We start from the raw sequence: 15,165 nt of genomic DNA on the forward strand, positions 1-15,165 counted from the left end.
TCTGTTGGTTCCTGGCCTGACGAATCCGATTGCATACAGGTTCATATAATTGCTTTGGTTATTCGTTTTACTACTACTTCGTGGATTCAGCGTTCAGCAATCAGGGTTTTCCTACTGGGAGTTAATTTAAGGAAAATTATTCGTTTTAGCGGAAATTTTTATAAGAGGGGAGGGGGTTCGGAGGTATATCAGCATAATATAACCGATTAAAAATGTGAGATATGCTTTACGTGTCTGAAGAAAAAAATCCCCTTTTGCGGCAACCCTTTCTCATCCGCCCCCGTATTACCCTCCCGGTGACGTCATCTTTCATCTAAAATCCAATTAACATGCAACGTTATTTCAAGTTCGCTGCTATAGTGGCGGCATTTATAGCTATTGCCGGAACGGAGTCCTGCAGTAAAGATGACAACAATGAGCCTCCTGTGAATACTACATTCAATAAAGTACGGCTGGCTGCTTCTGCCAGGTTTGGCGCAGTTATGACCGACAGTGCTGGCCGCACCCTGTATTTTTTCTCGCTGGATGCCAATGGCAGTTCCGGCTGCACCGGTGGATGCCTGACAGCATGGCCGGTATTCTATACTGCGCAGCTTACACTCGACAGTTCGCTGAAAGCCACTGATTTCGGCACTATTAACCGGCCTGACGGTAAGCAGCAAACCACCTACAAGGGGTGGCCGCTCTATTATTATCAGAACGATGCCAAAGCAGGAGATATCAACGGCGACGGCTCCGGGAATAAATGGTTTGTAGCTAAGCCGGATTACAGTATCATGCTCGCAGATGCCCAGCTGGTGGGGCACGACGGCGTAGAGTATAACAGTAAATACCAGCCGGGAAAAGAAGTGACACAGTATATCACAGATGATTACGGCAGAACACTGTATGCTTTTGCACCGGATAAATTCAACAAGAATAATTATACGAAACCTGATTTCTCCAACAATGGTATATGGCCGATACTGGAGTTGAAAACGCTGAAAAATATACCCTCCCTGCTGGACAAAACGGCCTTTGCCTCCACGGATGTTTTTGGAAAAACGCAGCTAACCTACAAGGGATGGCCCCTGTATTACTTCGGACAGGACCAGCAGCTGCGGGGCAATACCAAGGGCGTGAGTTTTCCGCGGCCGGGTGTGTGGCCGGTGACGAATACCGCCAGCGTACCTGCGCCGCAACCATAACCCTGTGAACAGCAAAGCCTGACCGCCAGGGGCACGCGGCCGGCGGTCAGGCTATTGCAATATTCCCCGTACCAGGCTACCCCATTGTACTTTGGAAAGTCCCATCACAGCGCCGGCACTGATGAATAAATTCCTGATTTTGTCCAGCAACCGCTTTACGCCGGTATTGGGTAGTTCGTTTCTTCCATATACGCTGGCCCTGACAGTATTACCGTTTTTCTCCACAACGAACGAACTGGTTGCATACTGTCTGAAAAAGTGGGCCACCTGCCTGCCTGCGCCGGTAGGAAGGGGCAGCGGCCGTACGCGCATACCGGTGTAAGCAGCGTTGCTATCGGCCTGCATAGCTATCTTTTCAATCTGCACCCAGTCGTAACCCTGGCCCGTCTGTGCTCCGGGCCCCGGGATGTTAATACGTATATTATCCCCTTCCAGCGCGCTGCGCCGGAGGGCCCTGCCGTTGCTGTCCGTCAGCGTGAAAGCAGCGGTATATTCCCCGCTTATTTCCTGCCAGTTATTAACGTCCAGCAGCCGCCTGCGGGCATTTTCATACAACTGCTCCGCTTCACGGATGGTATCCGCATTACGTACAAAGGATGTATTGGATTGGGCGCCTGTCTGCTGCGCAGGAATCAGTCCGCTTGCTGATAATGGAATTACCATAAAACAATGCTTTCTGCAGAAATTCCAACAACTGTGCCGCCGCCTCACAAAAATTTGGATGTAACCATTCGGTTACATATATTTGTAACCGAATGGTTACGTAAAATAAATTCAACATGAGACGAGATGTATTTCAGGCGATAGCAGATCCTACCAGGCGGGAAATCATACACCTGCTGTCCGCCAGCTCCATGAGCCTGAATCATGTGGCAGAACATTTTGAGGTAAGCAGGCCGGCCATATCCAAACATGTAAAAATCCTGATGGAATGCGGCCTGGTAGTAATTACCCGGCAGGGGCGGGAACGTCATTGTGCTGCCAATCTGCATAAACTTAAACAGGTGGCGGACTGGGTAGAGAGCTATCGTACATTCTGGAACAATAAACTGGATGCGCTGGAGAATTTTCTCGAAACAGAAAAGCAGCAGACCAGGCGCCGGAAAAAAGATTGAATCTGTTCCATCTTCAACATCTGCACTCCGATCTCCGCTCAGGTCTTTACTCAGATCTCTGCTCAGGTCTTCACGCTGATCTCTGCTCAGGTCTTCACGCTGATCTCCGCTTCAATCTCCGCGCTCATTCGTAATTCGCAATTCGTAATTCGTAATTCACAATTCCCCAACTAAACTTCATTTCAAAATCATCGTATCATGAAAAACGAAGCACCACAGCCACTGATTGTAGAGCGTACCTTCCGGGCCCCGGTAAAGCAGGTATGGGAAGCGCTTACAGACGCTGAAAAAATGAAAAAATGGTATTTTGATGTACCTGATTTTAAGCCGGAAACCGGTAACACCTTTACTTTTACGGGAGAAGACAAAGGGATCACCTATCTGCATCTTTGCCGTGTTACGGAAGTGATACCGGAGAAAAAGCTATCGTATACGTGGAAGTATGACGGATACGAAGGCGAGTCATTGCTGACATTCGAGTTGTTCCCTGAAGGGGATCATACCCGGCTCCGGCTCACACATGCCGGCCTGCATACGTTCCCGCAGCACAATCCTTCCTTTGCCAGAAACAGCTTCCAGGGTGGGTGGGACTTTATCATCAACACATCGCTTAAAAATTACCTGGAAGGAGGGGATGACGCCGGCCGCTGATATGTTACTATATTGCGGACATGAAGAAACCGTTTTTTTCTTTTTCCAATATTGCCTGGACATTGCTGCTGGGAGCATTGCTGACCGTAGCCGTTGTACCGGCAGCCAAGGTCTGGGCCTTACAGCAACTGATGAAGATAGGGCTGTTTCAGCCGGACATACCGGCTGAAACAGCGGCTATGAGCGCCGCTCCTGACATGGTTTTCCGCAATGCCGCCGGAGCACCGGTATCTACCCTTGCCCTGAAAGGTAAAGTGATACTGATTAATTTCTGGGCTTCCTGGTGTCCTCCCTGCAGGGCAGAAATGCCTTCTCTCCATACCTTGTACGGACAATGGAAAAATAACCCCGATATTGTTTTCCTGACCGTCAACGCTGATGGCGACATAGCTGCAGCGGAAAAATTCATGCAGGATAACGGATATGCGTTACCAGTAGTCATTCCTGCCGGAAGTATTCCTTCCAACGTATATACGGGCACGTTACCTACCACGCTGATTATTGATAAGGCAGGCCGTCTGGTACTCCGTAAAACAGGTGTGGCCAGCTTCGGCAGCGAGCGGTTGCAGCACTTCCTGCAGCAACAGGTAAGCGGAAATTAATTGCCTGAAAAAGTGTATCATTGATACCTGATAGCTGACCGTGAAAATTGTACAGGTTTTACCTTAACATCCTCTGTAATGCTTAAAGAAAAAATCAGGCAGCTGGCAGGTGACCAGCTGACAGAAGCGGTGGCCAACCGCCGCCATTTACATGCCAACCCGGAATTATCCTATAAGGAATATAATACGGCCGCTTTCATTGCCGGCAAACTGCAGGCACTCGGCATCCCGTACGAATCGATGGCCGGCACCGGCCTGGTTGCCCTGCTCCGCGGAAATAAACCTGGTCCGGATAAAGTGGTGGCCCTCCGTGCCGATATAGACGCGCTCCCCATTTATGAACTGAACAATGTGCCCTATAAATCGCAGAACGACGGTGTCATGCATGCCTGCGGACACGATGTGCATACTTCGTCCCTGCTCGCTACCGCAGCGATTCTCTCCCGCATGAAAGATGATTTTTCCGGAACCGTTAAATTCATTTTTCAGCCGGCAGAAGAACTGATTCCCGGTGGCGCCAGCATAATGATAAAGGAAGGGGTGCTGGAAAATCCGCGCCCGCACCACGTTCTGGGGCAGCATACCATGCCGGAGCTGCCTGCCGGTAAGGTAGGTTTCCGTGGTGGCCGCTATATGGCCAGCAATGACGAAATTTTTATCACTGTAAAAGGCAAAGGCGGCCATGGCGCTATGCCCCAGCTGGGCATCGATCCGGTGGTCATCGCCTGTCATATCGTGATTGCACTGCAGCAGATCGTCAGCCGCCGCGCCAATCCGCTGCTGCCCTCTGTACTTTCCTTCGGGCGCATGCATGCTAACGGCGCTACCAATGTGATCCCCGATGAAGTACGCCTGGAAGGTACCTTCCGCTCCCTCGATGAAAAATGGCGGCGTGAAGCCCATGAGAAAATAAAACGTATGGCTGTTTCCGTTGCAGAAGGCATGGAGGCTGCCTGCGATATAGAAATTCACCAGGGATACCCGGTACTCATCAACCACGATCAGCTCACTGCCGATACCCGCGCACACGCGATCGATTTCCTGGGAGCAGAAAATGTAGCGGATCTCGATATCTGGATGGCTGCAGAAGATTTTGCCTATTACTCACAGGCTGCCGACGCCTGCTTCTACAGGCTGGGCGTGCGTAATGAAGCCCGCGGCATCACCTCCGGATTGCACACCGCCACTTTCGATGCAGATGAAAATGCACTCGAAACCGGCGGTGGCCTTATGGCTTACCTCGCGCTGAAAACGCTGGGCAACTGATGCCTACAGCTCCAGCGTAGCGGTAACACCTACTTCCGCAGTAAAGGTGGTATCATGCGAAATCACGATCAGCGTGCCTTTGTAGGCGCTGAATATCTGCGACAGCATTTTAATGTTGGAAAGATCCAGGTTGTTGGTCGGCTCATCCAGTATAATCATATCCGGCGATTGACAGGCCAGTGTCATTGTACACAGCGATAGCCGCAGCATCTCCCCGCCGCTTAATACCGAACAGGGTTTATCCCAGCTGTCTTTTTCAAACAGAAACCTGGCCAGCGCCGTTTTTACCTGATGTGGTTCCAGGCCGGTTTCATTAAAGGCTTCGGCCTGCTCCAGCACAGTCCGGTTACGGTCTATCAGCGTATAATCCTGATCTAGCAGCAGCGTTCTGCAGTTGGCGCGGTATAGTTCACCGGTCTGCGGCATAAGTTTTCCCAGCATGAGCTGTATCAGGGTAGATTTGCCGCTGCCGTTGCTCCCTGCGATGGCAAGGCGGTCGCCGCTGCTGATAAGCACCTGCAGCGGTTCTTTCCACATGGGTGTTCCGCCGGGCCAGGCGAAGTTAATGCCTTCCGCTTTGATAAGGGTTTTTCCGTGATGCCCCGGCGGCGTTTCAAAATGTCCTTTCATGATACGGCTGATATGCTCTGCAGCAGTCGCCTTTTCCAGTTCATCCTGCAGTCCGGCAACCTTATCGGTATGCACTTCCTGGAGGCGGGCGGTGGTGCGTTCAGCCAGGTTGCGGCGACCGTTGAGTAATATCTTAGGGATATTGCCTTCTTTGCGTTGCCGCTCTCCGCGGGCATTTTCACGTTGCTGCCGTTCCATGGACTCGCGTTGCTGCTGCCGGGCTTCCTTCACCGTTTTCTCTGCATGTGCAATCTTCCGCTGCAAGGCGGCCTGTTCCTCTGTTTTCTGGCTTTCGTAGAAATCATAATTACCGCCATAGGCTTTCATCCCGGTGGGAAACAGTTCCCAGATAGGATTGCAGATCTGCAGCAGCTGCCGGTCGTGGCTTACGGTAAGGAGTGTGCAGGAAGTCTGCTGCATCCATTCGTATAGCTGTGCCCGTGCTGCTTTATCCAGGTGGTTGGTAGGTTCATCCAGCAGTACCGCCCCGGGGCGGTACAGTTCTGTGCCTGCCAGCAGCAGCCTGGTTTTTTCACCTCCGCTCAGCTGTGTAAACGGCGCCTGCAGTGATATGTGCGAAAGGCCCCACTTGTGCAGCGCTTCTTCGCAGCGGGCGGCTATATCCCAGTTGTCGCCCAGCGCATCGAAATGATGTTCCTGCGTATCGCCCTGCAATATGGCTTCCAGCGCCTGCAGCTGCGTATCGGCACCAAGCGCCTGCGCTACGGTGAGGTGGTTCAGCTGGCCGAAATGCTGCGGCACATAATATAACGGAGCATTGGCCGTGACAATACCGCTGCGCGGCGTCAGCCTGCCGGCCAGTATCTGCAGGAGCGTGGATTTCCCGGTACCGTTATTGCCGGTAATGGCGGCCTTCTCGGATCGGTTGAGCGAAAAATTAATATCGGTGAATAATTCCCTGCCGGAAGGAAGCTGATAACTGATGTTTTGTGCGTTGAGTAGCATAGTAAGCTGTTACAGATGAAGTAATGTTCAACGGATGTTGAAATGAGCGGGACATGATTACAGCTTTAATTTTCATTGGAATAAAATTTTAAAACACCGGGTGACCGGTTGGCAGATTAATAAATAAAATTGTTTGAAACAGCTTGCTGTTATAGGGTTCCGGGTGGAACAGCAGAAATATCAGATGTGAGGATATCTATTACATAATAGGGCAAAGGTAAGAAAAAAAATTAAGCAGCAGGGAAAGAAAGAAAAAAAGTACAGCCGTTACCGGGGTTGTTTTCAAACCAGATCCGGCCAGACTGCGCCTCTGTATACTCTTTACAGAGGTAAAGTCCCAGACCGATTCCTTTTTCATTTCCTGTTCCGAAGGTAGACCGCGCCTTGAGGGAAAATATCTCGGCCATTCTTTTAACATCAATTCCTTTACCGGTATCGCGGATCGTCAGCAGGCAATTATTCTCCTGCTGTTCTGCAGATATATGTATACTGCCCCCGGCAGGCGTGAACTTGATGGCATTGCCAATCAGGTTTCTTAATATCAGCTGCAGCATATTGATATCCGCCATGGCCTGTATGCGGTTATCTATGTTTTCTTCCAGCCGTAGCTTCTTGCTCGCCATCAGCGTGGTGTTGTGATGCAGGATAGGACTGATGGTTTTAAATATATTTACTGGTGACAGCTGCACGGAAAGGCCCTGCAGCTGCGACTTGGACCAGTACAGGATGTTGAGCAGCATATCCTGGGTATTGTTTACCATGTGCAGCAGCTCTTCTTCCATCTGCAGGCGCTCGTGCTGTGGCAACTGAATATTTTTCATCAGTTCCAGGTAAGATTGTATCGATGACAGCGGGTTGCGCAGGTCATGTGAAATGATGGAGAACAGCTTATTCTTTTCTTCATTCAGCTGCTCCAGCACACGGGCTTTTTCTTCTCCCCGTTTCTTCTCTCTGGTATAAATATTTTTCATAAACAGTGTTCCGGAGAAGATGACCAGCACACTGATGACATAGGTAACAGACAAATCCATGAACCGGGAAGCCCTGTCCGGATAAATGTCGGGCACAGACTGCGGAACATAATACTCATAGCCTATAAGGCCCAGCACCAGCAGCAGGTTGAGGCCCAGCCACCAGCTGTACTGCTTTCCGGGCGAAACCATCATGACCAGAAAAAAAGTGAGCGCAAAAGAAAGGAGGGATGCCCCCGCAATGCCGCAGCTGGTAAAATAGTTGATGGCAAACATCACATTTACCGCAATAACGGCAATGGTTACACTAAAATGAAACCGGTTTCTGAAACGGGAAAGATAGTAAAGGCCGCTCAGTAGCAGCAACATCACTGCCAGGAGGGTGGCTGTAACCCGTAAACCGGTGAAATAGTTAAAGGGAATATTAATAATAATGACAATCAGGGCGATCAGACACATGGAGTTGAAAATACGGTTCTCCAGGGGAATGTCCGATGGTTGTCCAACCAAATAGGTGAACGTAGCTGATAACTTGCGTGGTGTATCGTTGTGCGGTGTCGGATGCATGTGGCAAAACTAAGTAAACGACGGGAAACAGGCGTGCTATCGGCATCCAGGGTTGTACTAGATAAATAGGTCCGGTTTCAGTTATTATAAGATGTAAGCTGTTATACTAAAAGCATACCATTTTTATTAAGGAGCAGACAGGCCGGTTTTTATACCGGGTTGTTCCAAAAAGGGCTAACGGACACAATCATTCATGAGTGGTATGCTGTTTGCGGGAGAGTTTCCGGAATGTGCTTTACAGTAGCTGGTTTCAGATGTGTTATTTAGCAGATGTCAACCAACGTACCAGAGCGGTACTGCAGCAGTTGAGCGACTTTAATCTTTATATTTACAGCCATCATAAAATTTAGTTCATGAGCATCGGCGATGCAGTAACATCCGTTAAACTCCCTTTCCCCGCTGATGGTGGTATAGCCGGACAGCTGATACGGGACTTTCCCTGGGAGGATAGTCCGCTCGGCCCGGCCGACCGGTGGCCCCACTCCCTGAAAACATATCTGCATATCCTGCTGCACACGCCGCAACCGATGTGTCTCATATGGGGAACAGACCGGATTACCTTCTGCAATGATGCCTGTATGGATATTACCGGAAACAAAACAGCGGGGCAACCTGCCCACATTGTGTGGAATGCTTACCGGGAACAACTGCATTCCCTGCTGGAAACCCCGCCGGAGCAACAGATTCCTTTCTCTGCCAGGGCTCTGCTATCCCTGACACAGCAATATGAACAGTACTTTACTTTCACCGCAACGCCGGTTCCCGGCGAGCAGGGAACAACTGCCGGCATGTTGTGTACGCTGACAGATATAACTGCAGAAATCTTATCAGAACGGCAGCTGGAAACGCTTGATGCCTTGTCGGCCGCCGGTTTCAGCAGTTCAGCATTAGATGGACTGTATACCTCCTTCATGGAGGCCTTGCATAAAAACCAGTTTGATTTTCCTTTTGCCTTTTACTATGCCGTTGAAAAGAACGGTAACCTGACCGGCTATACCGCAGCGGCATTGTCAGAAGCGATGTTCCCGCGTACGGCCGCACTGCAGGATGCCAGCCTGCAATGGGCGGTAAAGGAGGCGCTGGAAAAAAATGATATTGTCATCACTACCCAGCTGCAGCAGAAATGCGGATGGCTGCCGGCCGGTGCGTGGCCGCAGCCGCCGGATGCGGCATTCATTGTGCCCGTAGCGGCTGCCGGTACCGGTAAGACTTACGGCGTGCTGATAACCGGTATGCATCCCTGGCAGCGGCCCGACGGGCGTTTTCAACGTTTCCTCCGGCTGGTGGCTGGTCGTATCGGCGCGGGCATCTCGGGAATGAAAAATTATGAAGAAAGTGAACGGTGGCCCGCCAGTATACATAATGAAGAAGAACATTTCCGGCACCTGCTGCATGGCCTGCCCGCGGCCATTTATACCTGTGATAAGGATGGCAGGGTGATGTTATATAATGAAGCCGCCGTTAAACTCTGGGGCAGAGAACCGGTGTCAGGAAAGGATATGTGGTGCGGATCCCTGAGATTATATGCACCTGACGGTGTTACCATAATGCCACCGGAAGCCAGCCCGATGGCCGTAGCTATTAAAACCAGCCATGCGGTCAGGGGGGCAGAAATCATCGTGGAAAGACCGGATGGCAGCCGCAGAAATGTACAGCCATACCCCGATCCGATCCTCGATGCGCAAGGGCAGGTAACAGGTGCGGTGAATATGCTGATAGATATTACCGACTTGAAAGTAGCCGAGGAGCAGCTGGTGCGGCTTGCCTCCATTGTGACTTATTCAGATGATGCCATCATCAGTAAAACGCTGGAAGGATTTATTACCAGCTGGAATCCGGCAGCAGAAAGGCTTTTCGGCTATACGAGCGAAGAGATGATCGGGCAGCATATCACGAAACTGATACCGCCGGACCGCCTGGATGAAGAACCTGCCATTATGGAACGGCTGAAGGCCGGCGAAAATGTGGATCATTTTGAAACCAGGCGTATCACCAAAGACGGGCAGATGCTGGATATATCGCTGACCATCTCACCGCTGAAAAATGCCGCCGGCAGAATCATCGGGGCATCCAAGATAGCCAGAGATATTACTGAACAGCGCAAGCTGTTCAACGCCCTGCAGGAGAGCGAAGCCAGGTATATGCAGGTAGCCATGGAAATGGAAGCGATCGTGAACCAGCGCACCCGGGAGCTGACGGAAGCCAACTACTCACTGGAGAAATCAAACCGGGAACTGGAACAATTTGCCTTTGTTACCAGCCATGACCTGCAGGAACCTTTGCGTAAGATACATACCTTTGCAGGATTGCTCTGCGATTCAGAAGAAGATAAACTGAGCGAAGTTTCAAAAATATATGTGGAGAAGATGATGCTGAGCGCCAAACGTATGTCGCAGCTCATTCATGATCTGCTCAACTTTTCCAGGCTCAACAGGACGGAAGACGTTTTCAGACCCACCAACCTGAATGCCTTGCTGGAAGAGGTCCTCAGCGATTTTGAAATCACCATCGCCCAGAAAGGGGCTGTCATAGAGGTAGGGGAACTGCCTGTAATAGATGCCATACCGCTGCAGATGAACCAGCTGTTGTATAATCTGCTGGGGAATGCGCTGAAGTTTACTGCCTGCGACCGCACGCCGCATATCAGTATCAGCGCGCGGCCGCTGGGAGCAGAGGATTTCATCGCTTATCCCGAACTGGATACCTCCGGTAATTATGTGGAGATACAGGTGAAAGACAACGGTATCGGCTTTAACCAGATGTATGAAGACAAAATCTTCCAGATATTCCAGCGGCTCAATACGCGCAGTGCCTATGAAGGCACGGGCATAGGGCTGGCCCTTTGCAATAAAATAGCGCTGAACCACAAAGGATGCATCCGCGGTATCGGTCAGCCGGAAGAAGGCGCCACCTTTCTGGTGCTATTACCCGTATAGGCGTCCCCGTTATGGCTCCTTATTTATCTCCCTATATCAAACAGATAAATAGTAACCATGATTATTAAAGAGTTGAATGTTGTCATTGAAACGCCGAAGGGCAGTACAGAAAAATATGATTTTGATCCGGAGACCCGCTTTTTTGTATTAAGCAAGTTATTACCGGCCGGTATGATGTTTCCCTATGATTTCGGTTTTATACCCGGTACCCGCGGGGAAGACGGAGATCCGCTGGATGTGCTGGTACTGTCTGAATTCAGGAGCTTCCCCGGCTGCATGATGAAATGCAGGCTGATAGGCGCTATCAGAGCCACGCAGAAGGAAAGGGGACATGATCCCGTGCGGAACGACCGCTACATTGCGGTACCATTTGCATCCAGGCAGTACAAGGAGATGGATGTGGCGCCGGATAGCCTGGTGCGGGAGCTGGAGCAGTTTTTTATCACCTACAATGAGCTGCAGGGCAGGCACTTCAAACCGATGGGCTATATTGATGCTGCGCCTGCCTACGAACAGATCCGCTTCATTGAAAAATGACCTGGGTAACCACCATATGGGGAGAAGGAGAACAGCTGGACATCCTGCAGATGTCAGTAAGGGCCTTCGTAATGTTTTTTATCATGCTGGCACTGATACGCCTGGGCGGGATGAGGATCTTCGGGAAGAAATCCGCTTTTGACACGATCGTCATTATTATGCTGGGAGCTATTCTGGCAAGGGGAGTGGTAGGCGCCTCGCCCTTTTTCTCTACTGTTGCAGCGGCTACTGTGCTGGTGGTCACAGACCGTTTCCTGGCATGGCTCTCAGAAAGAAACAAAACGATTAATAACCTGCTGAAAGGTAAGCATCTGCTGTTGTATAAAGACGGACATATCATCCGGAGGAACATGCGGAAGGCATCGCTCAGTCAGTCAGATCTCCTGGAAAGCCTGCGGCTGGAAACAAAGTGTGCAGATTTCGATAAAGTAGATAAAGTATATATGGAAACAAACGGACGTCTTAGTTTTATTATGAAGGCTACCTGAGAAAATATTTCTGCCATTTTTCCTCCAGTACATCTTTGAGAATATTACACAATGCTTCGAAAGAATCCGGTTTGGTAACGAAGAGCCTTGCTCCCAGATTGATGGAGTCCTGCATGTCTTCCACGAGGTCGGAAGTACTCATGACAATAATTTTGGTTAACCCCCGGTGAATAATTTTACGCAATTCCTGTAAGCACTCCCGGCCATTCATGGCAGGCATGTTCAGATCAAGAAAAATAAAATCCGGGCTGATAATTTTTTTATTGAAGAGCAGGTCAATCGCTTCAGTACCACTTTCACAAAGGTGTGTATGTATTTCGGGAGAAATTGTTTTCATGGCTTCGCTGAAGAAAGTCCTGTCATCTGCATCATCGTCAATCACTAAGACAGTTTGTGGTTTCATGTAAATATGGTTAAATAAGGTTTGCAAAGAATCCCGGCTTTCCGTTCTGAGTTAGTATCTTTTTTTCAAGGACTTATAAATATCGGTAAATAAAAGGGTAATGTCAAATAGGATAATATTTAATATTTATTATTTTATTATTTGGTTATTTGAGATTTTGCGCCCCATCATGATTTTTCTTCTACTGATAAGTTCAGTAGTACATCATGATGGGGCACAAAATCTCAAATAACCAAATAATAAAATGTTTTTTATTCTTTCACGATACGTTTGATGACCACGTTGCCCTGTTGTACCAGTTTCAGGATGTATACGCCTCCGGGGTGTCTGCCGGCCTGGAAGGTGGCCTGGTGGGTACCTGCGGAGAGCTGGCCGTTGGCCAGAATAGCAATGGGTTGGCCGGAAACGTTGTATACGGTGAGGCTGCCGGGGCCGGAGCGTTGTACGTTATAGGTGATCGTAAGGTTGTCGCGGAACGGGTTCGGGAAAGCGTTAACGGAAAGAGTGTTTGCTTTGGCGGGAGCGTCGTCCACGGCATTGAGGCCGGCTGTTCTGGCCAGCTGGGTGGTTGTTTTCACTTTCACTTCCGTATAGCTGTTCCAGGCGTTGACGTTGTTGCCATGTCCGAGAATTCGTACATACTTGGCCGTTACACCTGTGAAGTTAAAGGATTCGAAGGCATTGGAAGTACCGCTGCTTTGTTTGCCGGTAGCGACATTTGTCCAGCTGGCGCCATCCTGGCTGATCTGTATATCGAACGACGCTTTGCGGGTATCTCCTTTATAGAAGGCGATATCAACACCGGTAACTGTCTGGGCGGAGCCGAGGCAGAACCTGAGCCATTGTTCGCCGCTGGCAGACCAGCGGGTGTTGAGGTCATTATCGAGTACGTTGGCAGCTACGTTGCCGTCGTCACCGCTGGCATCTACCGGAGTGCAGCCGGGGGCGGCAGCTACGGAGATGTTGACAGCTGCTGAAGTAGTGGCCGCGTTGCCATTATCGGTAGCTTTTGCGGTGAGGGAGTAGGAACCGGCCGCAACGTTGTTCCAGGTATAGCTGTAGGGGCTGGTGGTATCTTCTCCGAGTTTAGTGGCGCCGTTGAAGAATTCCACCTTCTTTACGGTGCCGTCGCTGTCAGCCGCTGTAGCGTTGATAGTTACGGTAGCAGGTGCAGTGAAGGAAGCATTAGCGGCAGGGGAGGTGATGCTGACAGTGGGTGGGTTGTTTACCGGGCCACCGCCGGCGCCCGGAATCCACCAGTTACCGGAGATGAAGAGCTGGCATAACAGGCCGTAAGAGTCGCTGTAATAGCCGCTTTTGGCGGATTTAAGATAATTCCAGCCGCTGTTCAGGAAAGCCTGGTTGCCGCTGTTGACAACCGAAGCTGCCACGAAAGGTCCGATGAATACGGCTTCCTGGCCGGAGCCGGTATTACCGCCGTTGAGTTTGTAGCCATCGATGATCGCAGTAGGATTGCTGTTTGTTTTTGTTTTCACCCAGTTCACCAGCTTGTTGCAGACGTTGAGTGCGGGCGTACTGCCGTACATGGCGTAGTCCATTACAATCCTGAGCGGCACGCGGCAGGCGTTGTAGTTGTATTCATCTGTTTCCGGGAATTCTTCCAGGTAGTTGCGGGGTGCGGGTTTTGGCGGATTGGCCACCACGAAGTCAGAAATAAGACCGGTAGAAGAGGAGTAGGAAGCCGTAAACTGGCTGTATACATTATACAGGTTGTTGATCAGGGATGTCCAGGTGTTATCATTGGTTTCCTGGGCGAAGGCGCGCATATGGTCCATCATCCAGTCGGAAGGTCTTGTATTGAGCGCGCTTTTGGAATCGTTGTCGCTGAGATTGAGCCTGTTGGTAGTGGTGACATTGCTGGATTTAATGGCAGCGATCACTTTTTTGGCTTCACTGAGATAGTTGATGGTGCCGCCGGACCCCCATTGGTAGTGGGCCAGGAGGAGAGAATAGGCGATGTCCATATCGCCGTCGGTGGCAGAGTCAAAGTGTCCCTGTGCGCTGGAGGCATCAGCTACCACCCATCCCATCAGGTTACTGTTTACACTGCTGTGGTAGGCCCTGAATGTTTTGAAGAGGCCATCGAAAATTGTTCTGGCGTTGGGATCGTGGCCGGCCATGAGGGCAACGATGACCATGCCGTAGCCTTGTCCTTCGGAGGAGCCTAACGGCGTATAGCCGTCAGCTTTACCGGTGATGTCGCCCTTTACGTAGTAGCCTCCGGGCAGGGAGGAGAGATTGTTTTTCAGGTACTGGGATTTCCAGTAATCATAATAGCTGGCTACACTGGTGTTCATGGCCGCCTGCGTAACGTTGCTGGGCTTGATACATCCGGGATAGCTGATAGCTTGCGGGAAAGGTTTGTTCTGTGCCTTTACTGCAAAACTGCAAACGTTTGCAATAAAAACCAGTAGTAGGGAATAACGTTTGATCATACGGGTTTTGTTTAAGGGGTGAAATATATATTTAGGAAAGCGGTCATTCGGGTTATCATACGCGCTGCAGAACTATAGGTCATCAATCGATTGCGATTGCGGTGCTCACACTCAGAATAAATTCAGGTATTAAGATAAGATGAATTTGCAAAATTTTCAATGGGTATTCCAGTCTAAAAGAGCAAGTATTTGATAATTAATCTCTTCAAAAAACAAATTTTGATAAAATCTGATAGAAATTTTGGGATTTTTTGATTTTCGGATATAAAAATGTGTAAATGCTGCAAAATCCGCAAATAATTTCCAGGCACGGCTGCTGCATTTATACTCCCCATATCCGAAAATCAAAAAATCCCAAAATCAGGCAATCAAATAATAAAATGATAAAAT

General features: G+C 49.9%; 13 protein-coding genes. 8 read left to right on the plus strand and 5 right to left on the minus strand.

What is annotated here, in order from left to right; genetic code table 11:
- Positions 1-329 precede the first annotated feature (329 nt).
- Positions 330-1,187 (plus strand): hypothetical protein, encoded by an 858-nt coding sequence (locus GWG06_RS09650; protein ID WP_160712866.1) that lies wholly within the window; start codon positions 330-332, stop codon positions 1,185-1,187.
- Positions 1,188-1,238: 51 nt separating this feature from the next.
- Here GWG06_RS09650 and GWG06_RS09655 read toward each other — a convergent pair whose 3' ends face one another.
- Positions 1,239-1,850 carry a hypothetical protein gene (locus GWG06_RS09655; RefSeq protein WP_160712868.1) on the minus strand — a complete coding sequence of 204 codons (612 nt, stop codon included), beginning with the start codon at positions 1,848-1,850 and terminating at the stop codon, positions 1,239-1,241.
- Positions 1,851-1,966: 116 nt separating this feature from the next.
- On the opposite strand from GWG06_RS09655, the gene GWG06_RS09660 reads away from it, so the two are divergent.
- The 4 genes from GWG06_RS09660 (at position 1,967) to GWG06_RS09675 (ending at position 4,821) form a co-directional block, all read left to right on the plus strand.
- Positions 1,967-2,302 (plus strand): ArsR/SmtB family transcription factor, encoded by a 336-nt coding sequence (locus GWG06_RS09660; RefSeq protein WP_127041279.1) that lies wholly within the window; start codon positions 1,967-1,969, stop codon positions 2,300-2,302.
- Positions 2,303-2,500: 198 nt separating this feature from the next.
- Positions 2,501-2,953, plus strand: coding sequence for an SRPBCC family protein (locus GWG06_RS09665; protein ID WP_127041277.1), 453 nt, complete (start codon positions 2,501-2,503; stop codon positions 2,951-2,953).
- A 20-nt stretch (positions 2,954-2,973) separates the two neighbouring features.
- On the plus strand, positions 2,974-3,555 hold the full coding sequence (locus GWG06_RS09670; RefSeq protein WP_160712870.1) for a TlpA family protein disulfide reductase: 582 nt from the start codon (positions 2,974-2,976) through the stop codon (positions 3,553-3,555).
- Positions 3,556-3,633: 78 nt separating this feature from the next.
- Entirely contained in the window at positions 3,634-4,821 is a 1,188-nt protein-coding gene (locus tag GWG06_RS09675) for a M20 metallopeptidase family protein (RefSeq protein ID WP_127041273.1), read from the plus strand.
- A gap of 3 nt (positions 4,822-4,824) precedes the next feature.
- On the opposite strand, the gene GWG06_RS09680 is transcribed toward GWG06_RS09675, so the two are convergent.
- Positions 4,825-6,417 (minus strand): ABC-F family ATP-binding cassette domain-containing protein, encoded by a 1,593-nt coding sequence (locus GWG06_RS09680; RefSeq protein ID WP_160712872.1) that lies wholly within the window; start codon positions 6,415-6,417, stop codon positions 4,825-4,827.
- 230 nt (positions 6,418-6,647) lie between these two features.
- Entirely contained in the window at positions 6,648-7,955 is a 1,308-nt protein-coding gene (locus GWG06_RS09685) for a sensor histidine kinase (protein ID WP_127041269.1), read from the minus strand.
- A gap of 353 nt (positions 7,956-8,308) precedes the next feature.
- Between GWG06_RS09685 and GWG06_RS09690 the strand changes: the two genes are divergently transcribed.
- The 3 genes from GWG06_RS09690 to GWG06_RS09700 are packed head-to-tail and all read left to right on the plus strand — an operon-like array spanning position 8,309 to position 11,916.
- The gene (locus GWG06_RS09690) at positions 8,309-10,891 is read left to right on the plus strand and encodes a PAS domain S-box protein (RefSeq protein ID WP_160712874.1); all 2,583 of its coding nucleotides are present in this window, start codon (positions 8,309-8,311) and stop codon (positions 10,889-10,891) included.
- A 57-nt stretch (positions 10,892-10,948) separates the two neighbouring features.
- A complete protein-coding gene (locus tag GWG06_RS09695) occupies positions 10,949-11,428 on the plus strand; it encodes an inorganic diphosphatase (RefSeq protein ID WP_127041265.1) in 480 nt (159 codons plus the stop codon).
- Positions 11,425-11,916 (plus strand): DUF421 domain-containing protein, encoded by a 492-nt coding sequence (locus GWG06_RS09700; protein ID WP_160712876.1) that lies wholly within the window; start codon positions 11,425-11,427, stop codon positions 11,914-11,916. The genes GWG06_RS09695 and GWG06_RS09700 overlap by 4 nt, the downstream gene beginning before the upstream one ends.
- On the opposite strand, the gene GWG06_RS09705 is transcribed toward GWG06_RS09700, so the two are convergent.
- Positions 11,909-12,319, minus strand: coding sequence for a response regulator (locus tag GWG06_RS09705; protein ID WP_127041261.1), 411 nt, complete (start codon positions 12,317-12,319; stop codon positions 11,909-11,911). The two genes, GWG06_RS09700 and GWG06_RS09705, sit on opposite strands and share 8 nt — an antisense overlap.
- A gap of 251 nt (positions 12,320-12,570) precedes the next feature.
- On the minus strand, positions 12,571-14,775 hold the full coding sequence (locus GWG06_RS09710) for a glycosyl hydrolase family 8 (protein WP_127038440.1): 2,205 nt from the start codon (positions 14,773-14,775) through the stop codon (positions 12,571-12,573).
- Between the last annotated feature and the right edge of the window lie 390 nt (positions 14,776-15,165).

The sequence above is a fragment of the Chitinophaga solisilvae genome, from assembly GCF_009928525.1.
Classification (GTDB): Bacteria; Bacteroidota; Bacteroidia; order Chitinophagales; family Chitinophagaceae; genus Chitinophaga; species Chitinophaga solisilvae.

Excerpts from the sequence above, each read along its gene's own strand:
- GWG06_RS09650 (WP_160712866.1), top strand. The coding sequence starts at position 330 with ATGCAACGTTATTTCAAGTTCGCTGCTATAGTGGCGGCATTTATAGCT.
- GWG06_RS09655 (WP_160712868.1), bottom strand. The coding sequence starts at position 1,850 with ATGGTAATTCCATTATCAGCAAGCGGACTGATTCCTGCGCAGCAGACA.
- GWG06_RS09660 (WP_127041279.1), top strand. The coding sequence starts at position 1,967 with ATGAGACGAGATGTATTTCAGGCGATAGCAGATCCTACCAGGCGGGAA.
- GWG06_RS09665 (WP_127041277.1), top strand. The coding sequence starts at position 2,501 with ATGAAAAACGAAGCACCACAGCCACTGATTGTAGAGCGTACCTTCCGG.
- GWG06_RS09670 (WP_160712870.1), top strand. The coding sequence starts at position 2,974 with ATGAAGAAACCGTTTTTTTCTTTTTCCAATATTGCCTGGACATTGCTG.
- GWG06_RS09675 (WP_127041273.1), top strand. The coding sequence starts at position 3,634 with ATGCTTAAAGAAAAAATCAGGCAGCTGGCAGGTGACCAGCTGACAGAA.
- GWG06_RS09680 (WP_160712872.1), bottom strand. The coding sequence starts at position 6,417 with ATGCTACTCAACGCACAAAACATCAGTTATCAGCTTCCTTCCGGCAGG.
- GWG06_RS09685 (WP_127041269.1), bottom strand. The coding sequence starts at position 7,955 with ATGCATCCGACACCGCACAACGATACACCACGCAAGTTATCAGCTACG.
- GWG06_RS09690 (WP_160712874.1), top strand. The coding sequence starts at position 8,309 with ATGAGCATCGGCGATGCAGTAACATCCGTTAAACTCCCTTTCCCCGCT.
- GWG06_RS09695 (WP_127041265.1), top strand. The coding sequence starts at position 10,949 with ATGATTATTAAAGAGTTGAATGTTGTCATTGAAACGCCGAAGGGCAGT.
- GWG06_RS09700 (WP_160712876.1), top strand. The coding sequence starts at position 11,425 with ATGACCTGGGTAACCACCATATGGGGAGAAGGAGAACAGCTGGACATC.
- GWG06_RS09705 (WP_127041261.1), bottom strand. The coding sequence starts at position 12,319 with ATGAAACCACAAACTGTCTTAGTGATTGACGATGATGCAGATGACAGG.
- GWG06_RS09710 (WP_127038440.1), bottom strand. The coding sequence starts at position 14,775 with ATGATCAAACGTTATTCCCTACTACTGGTTTTTATTGCAAACGTTTGC.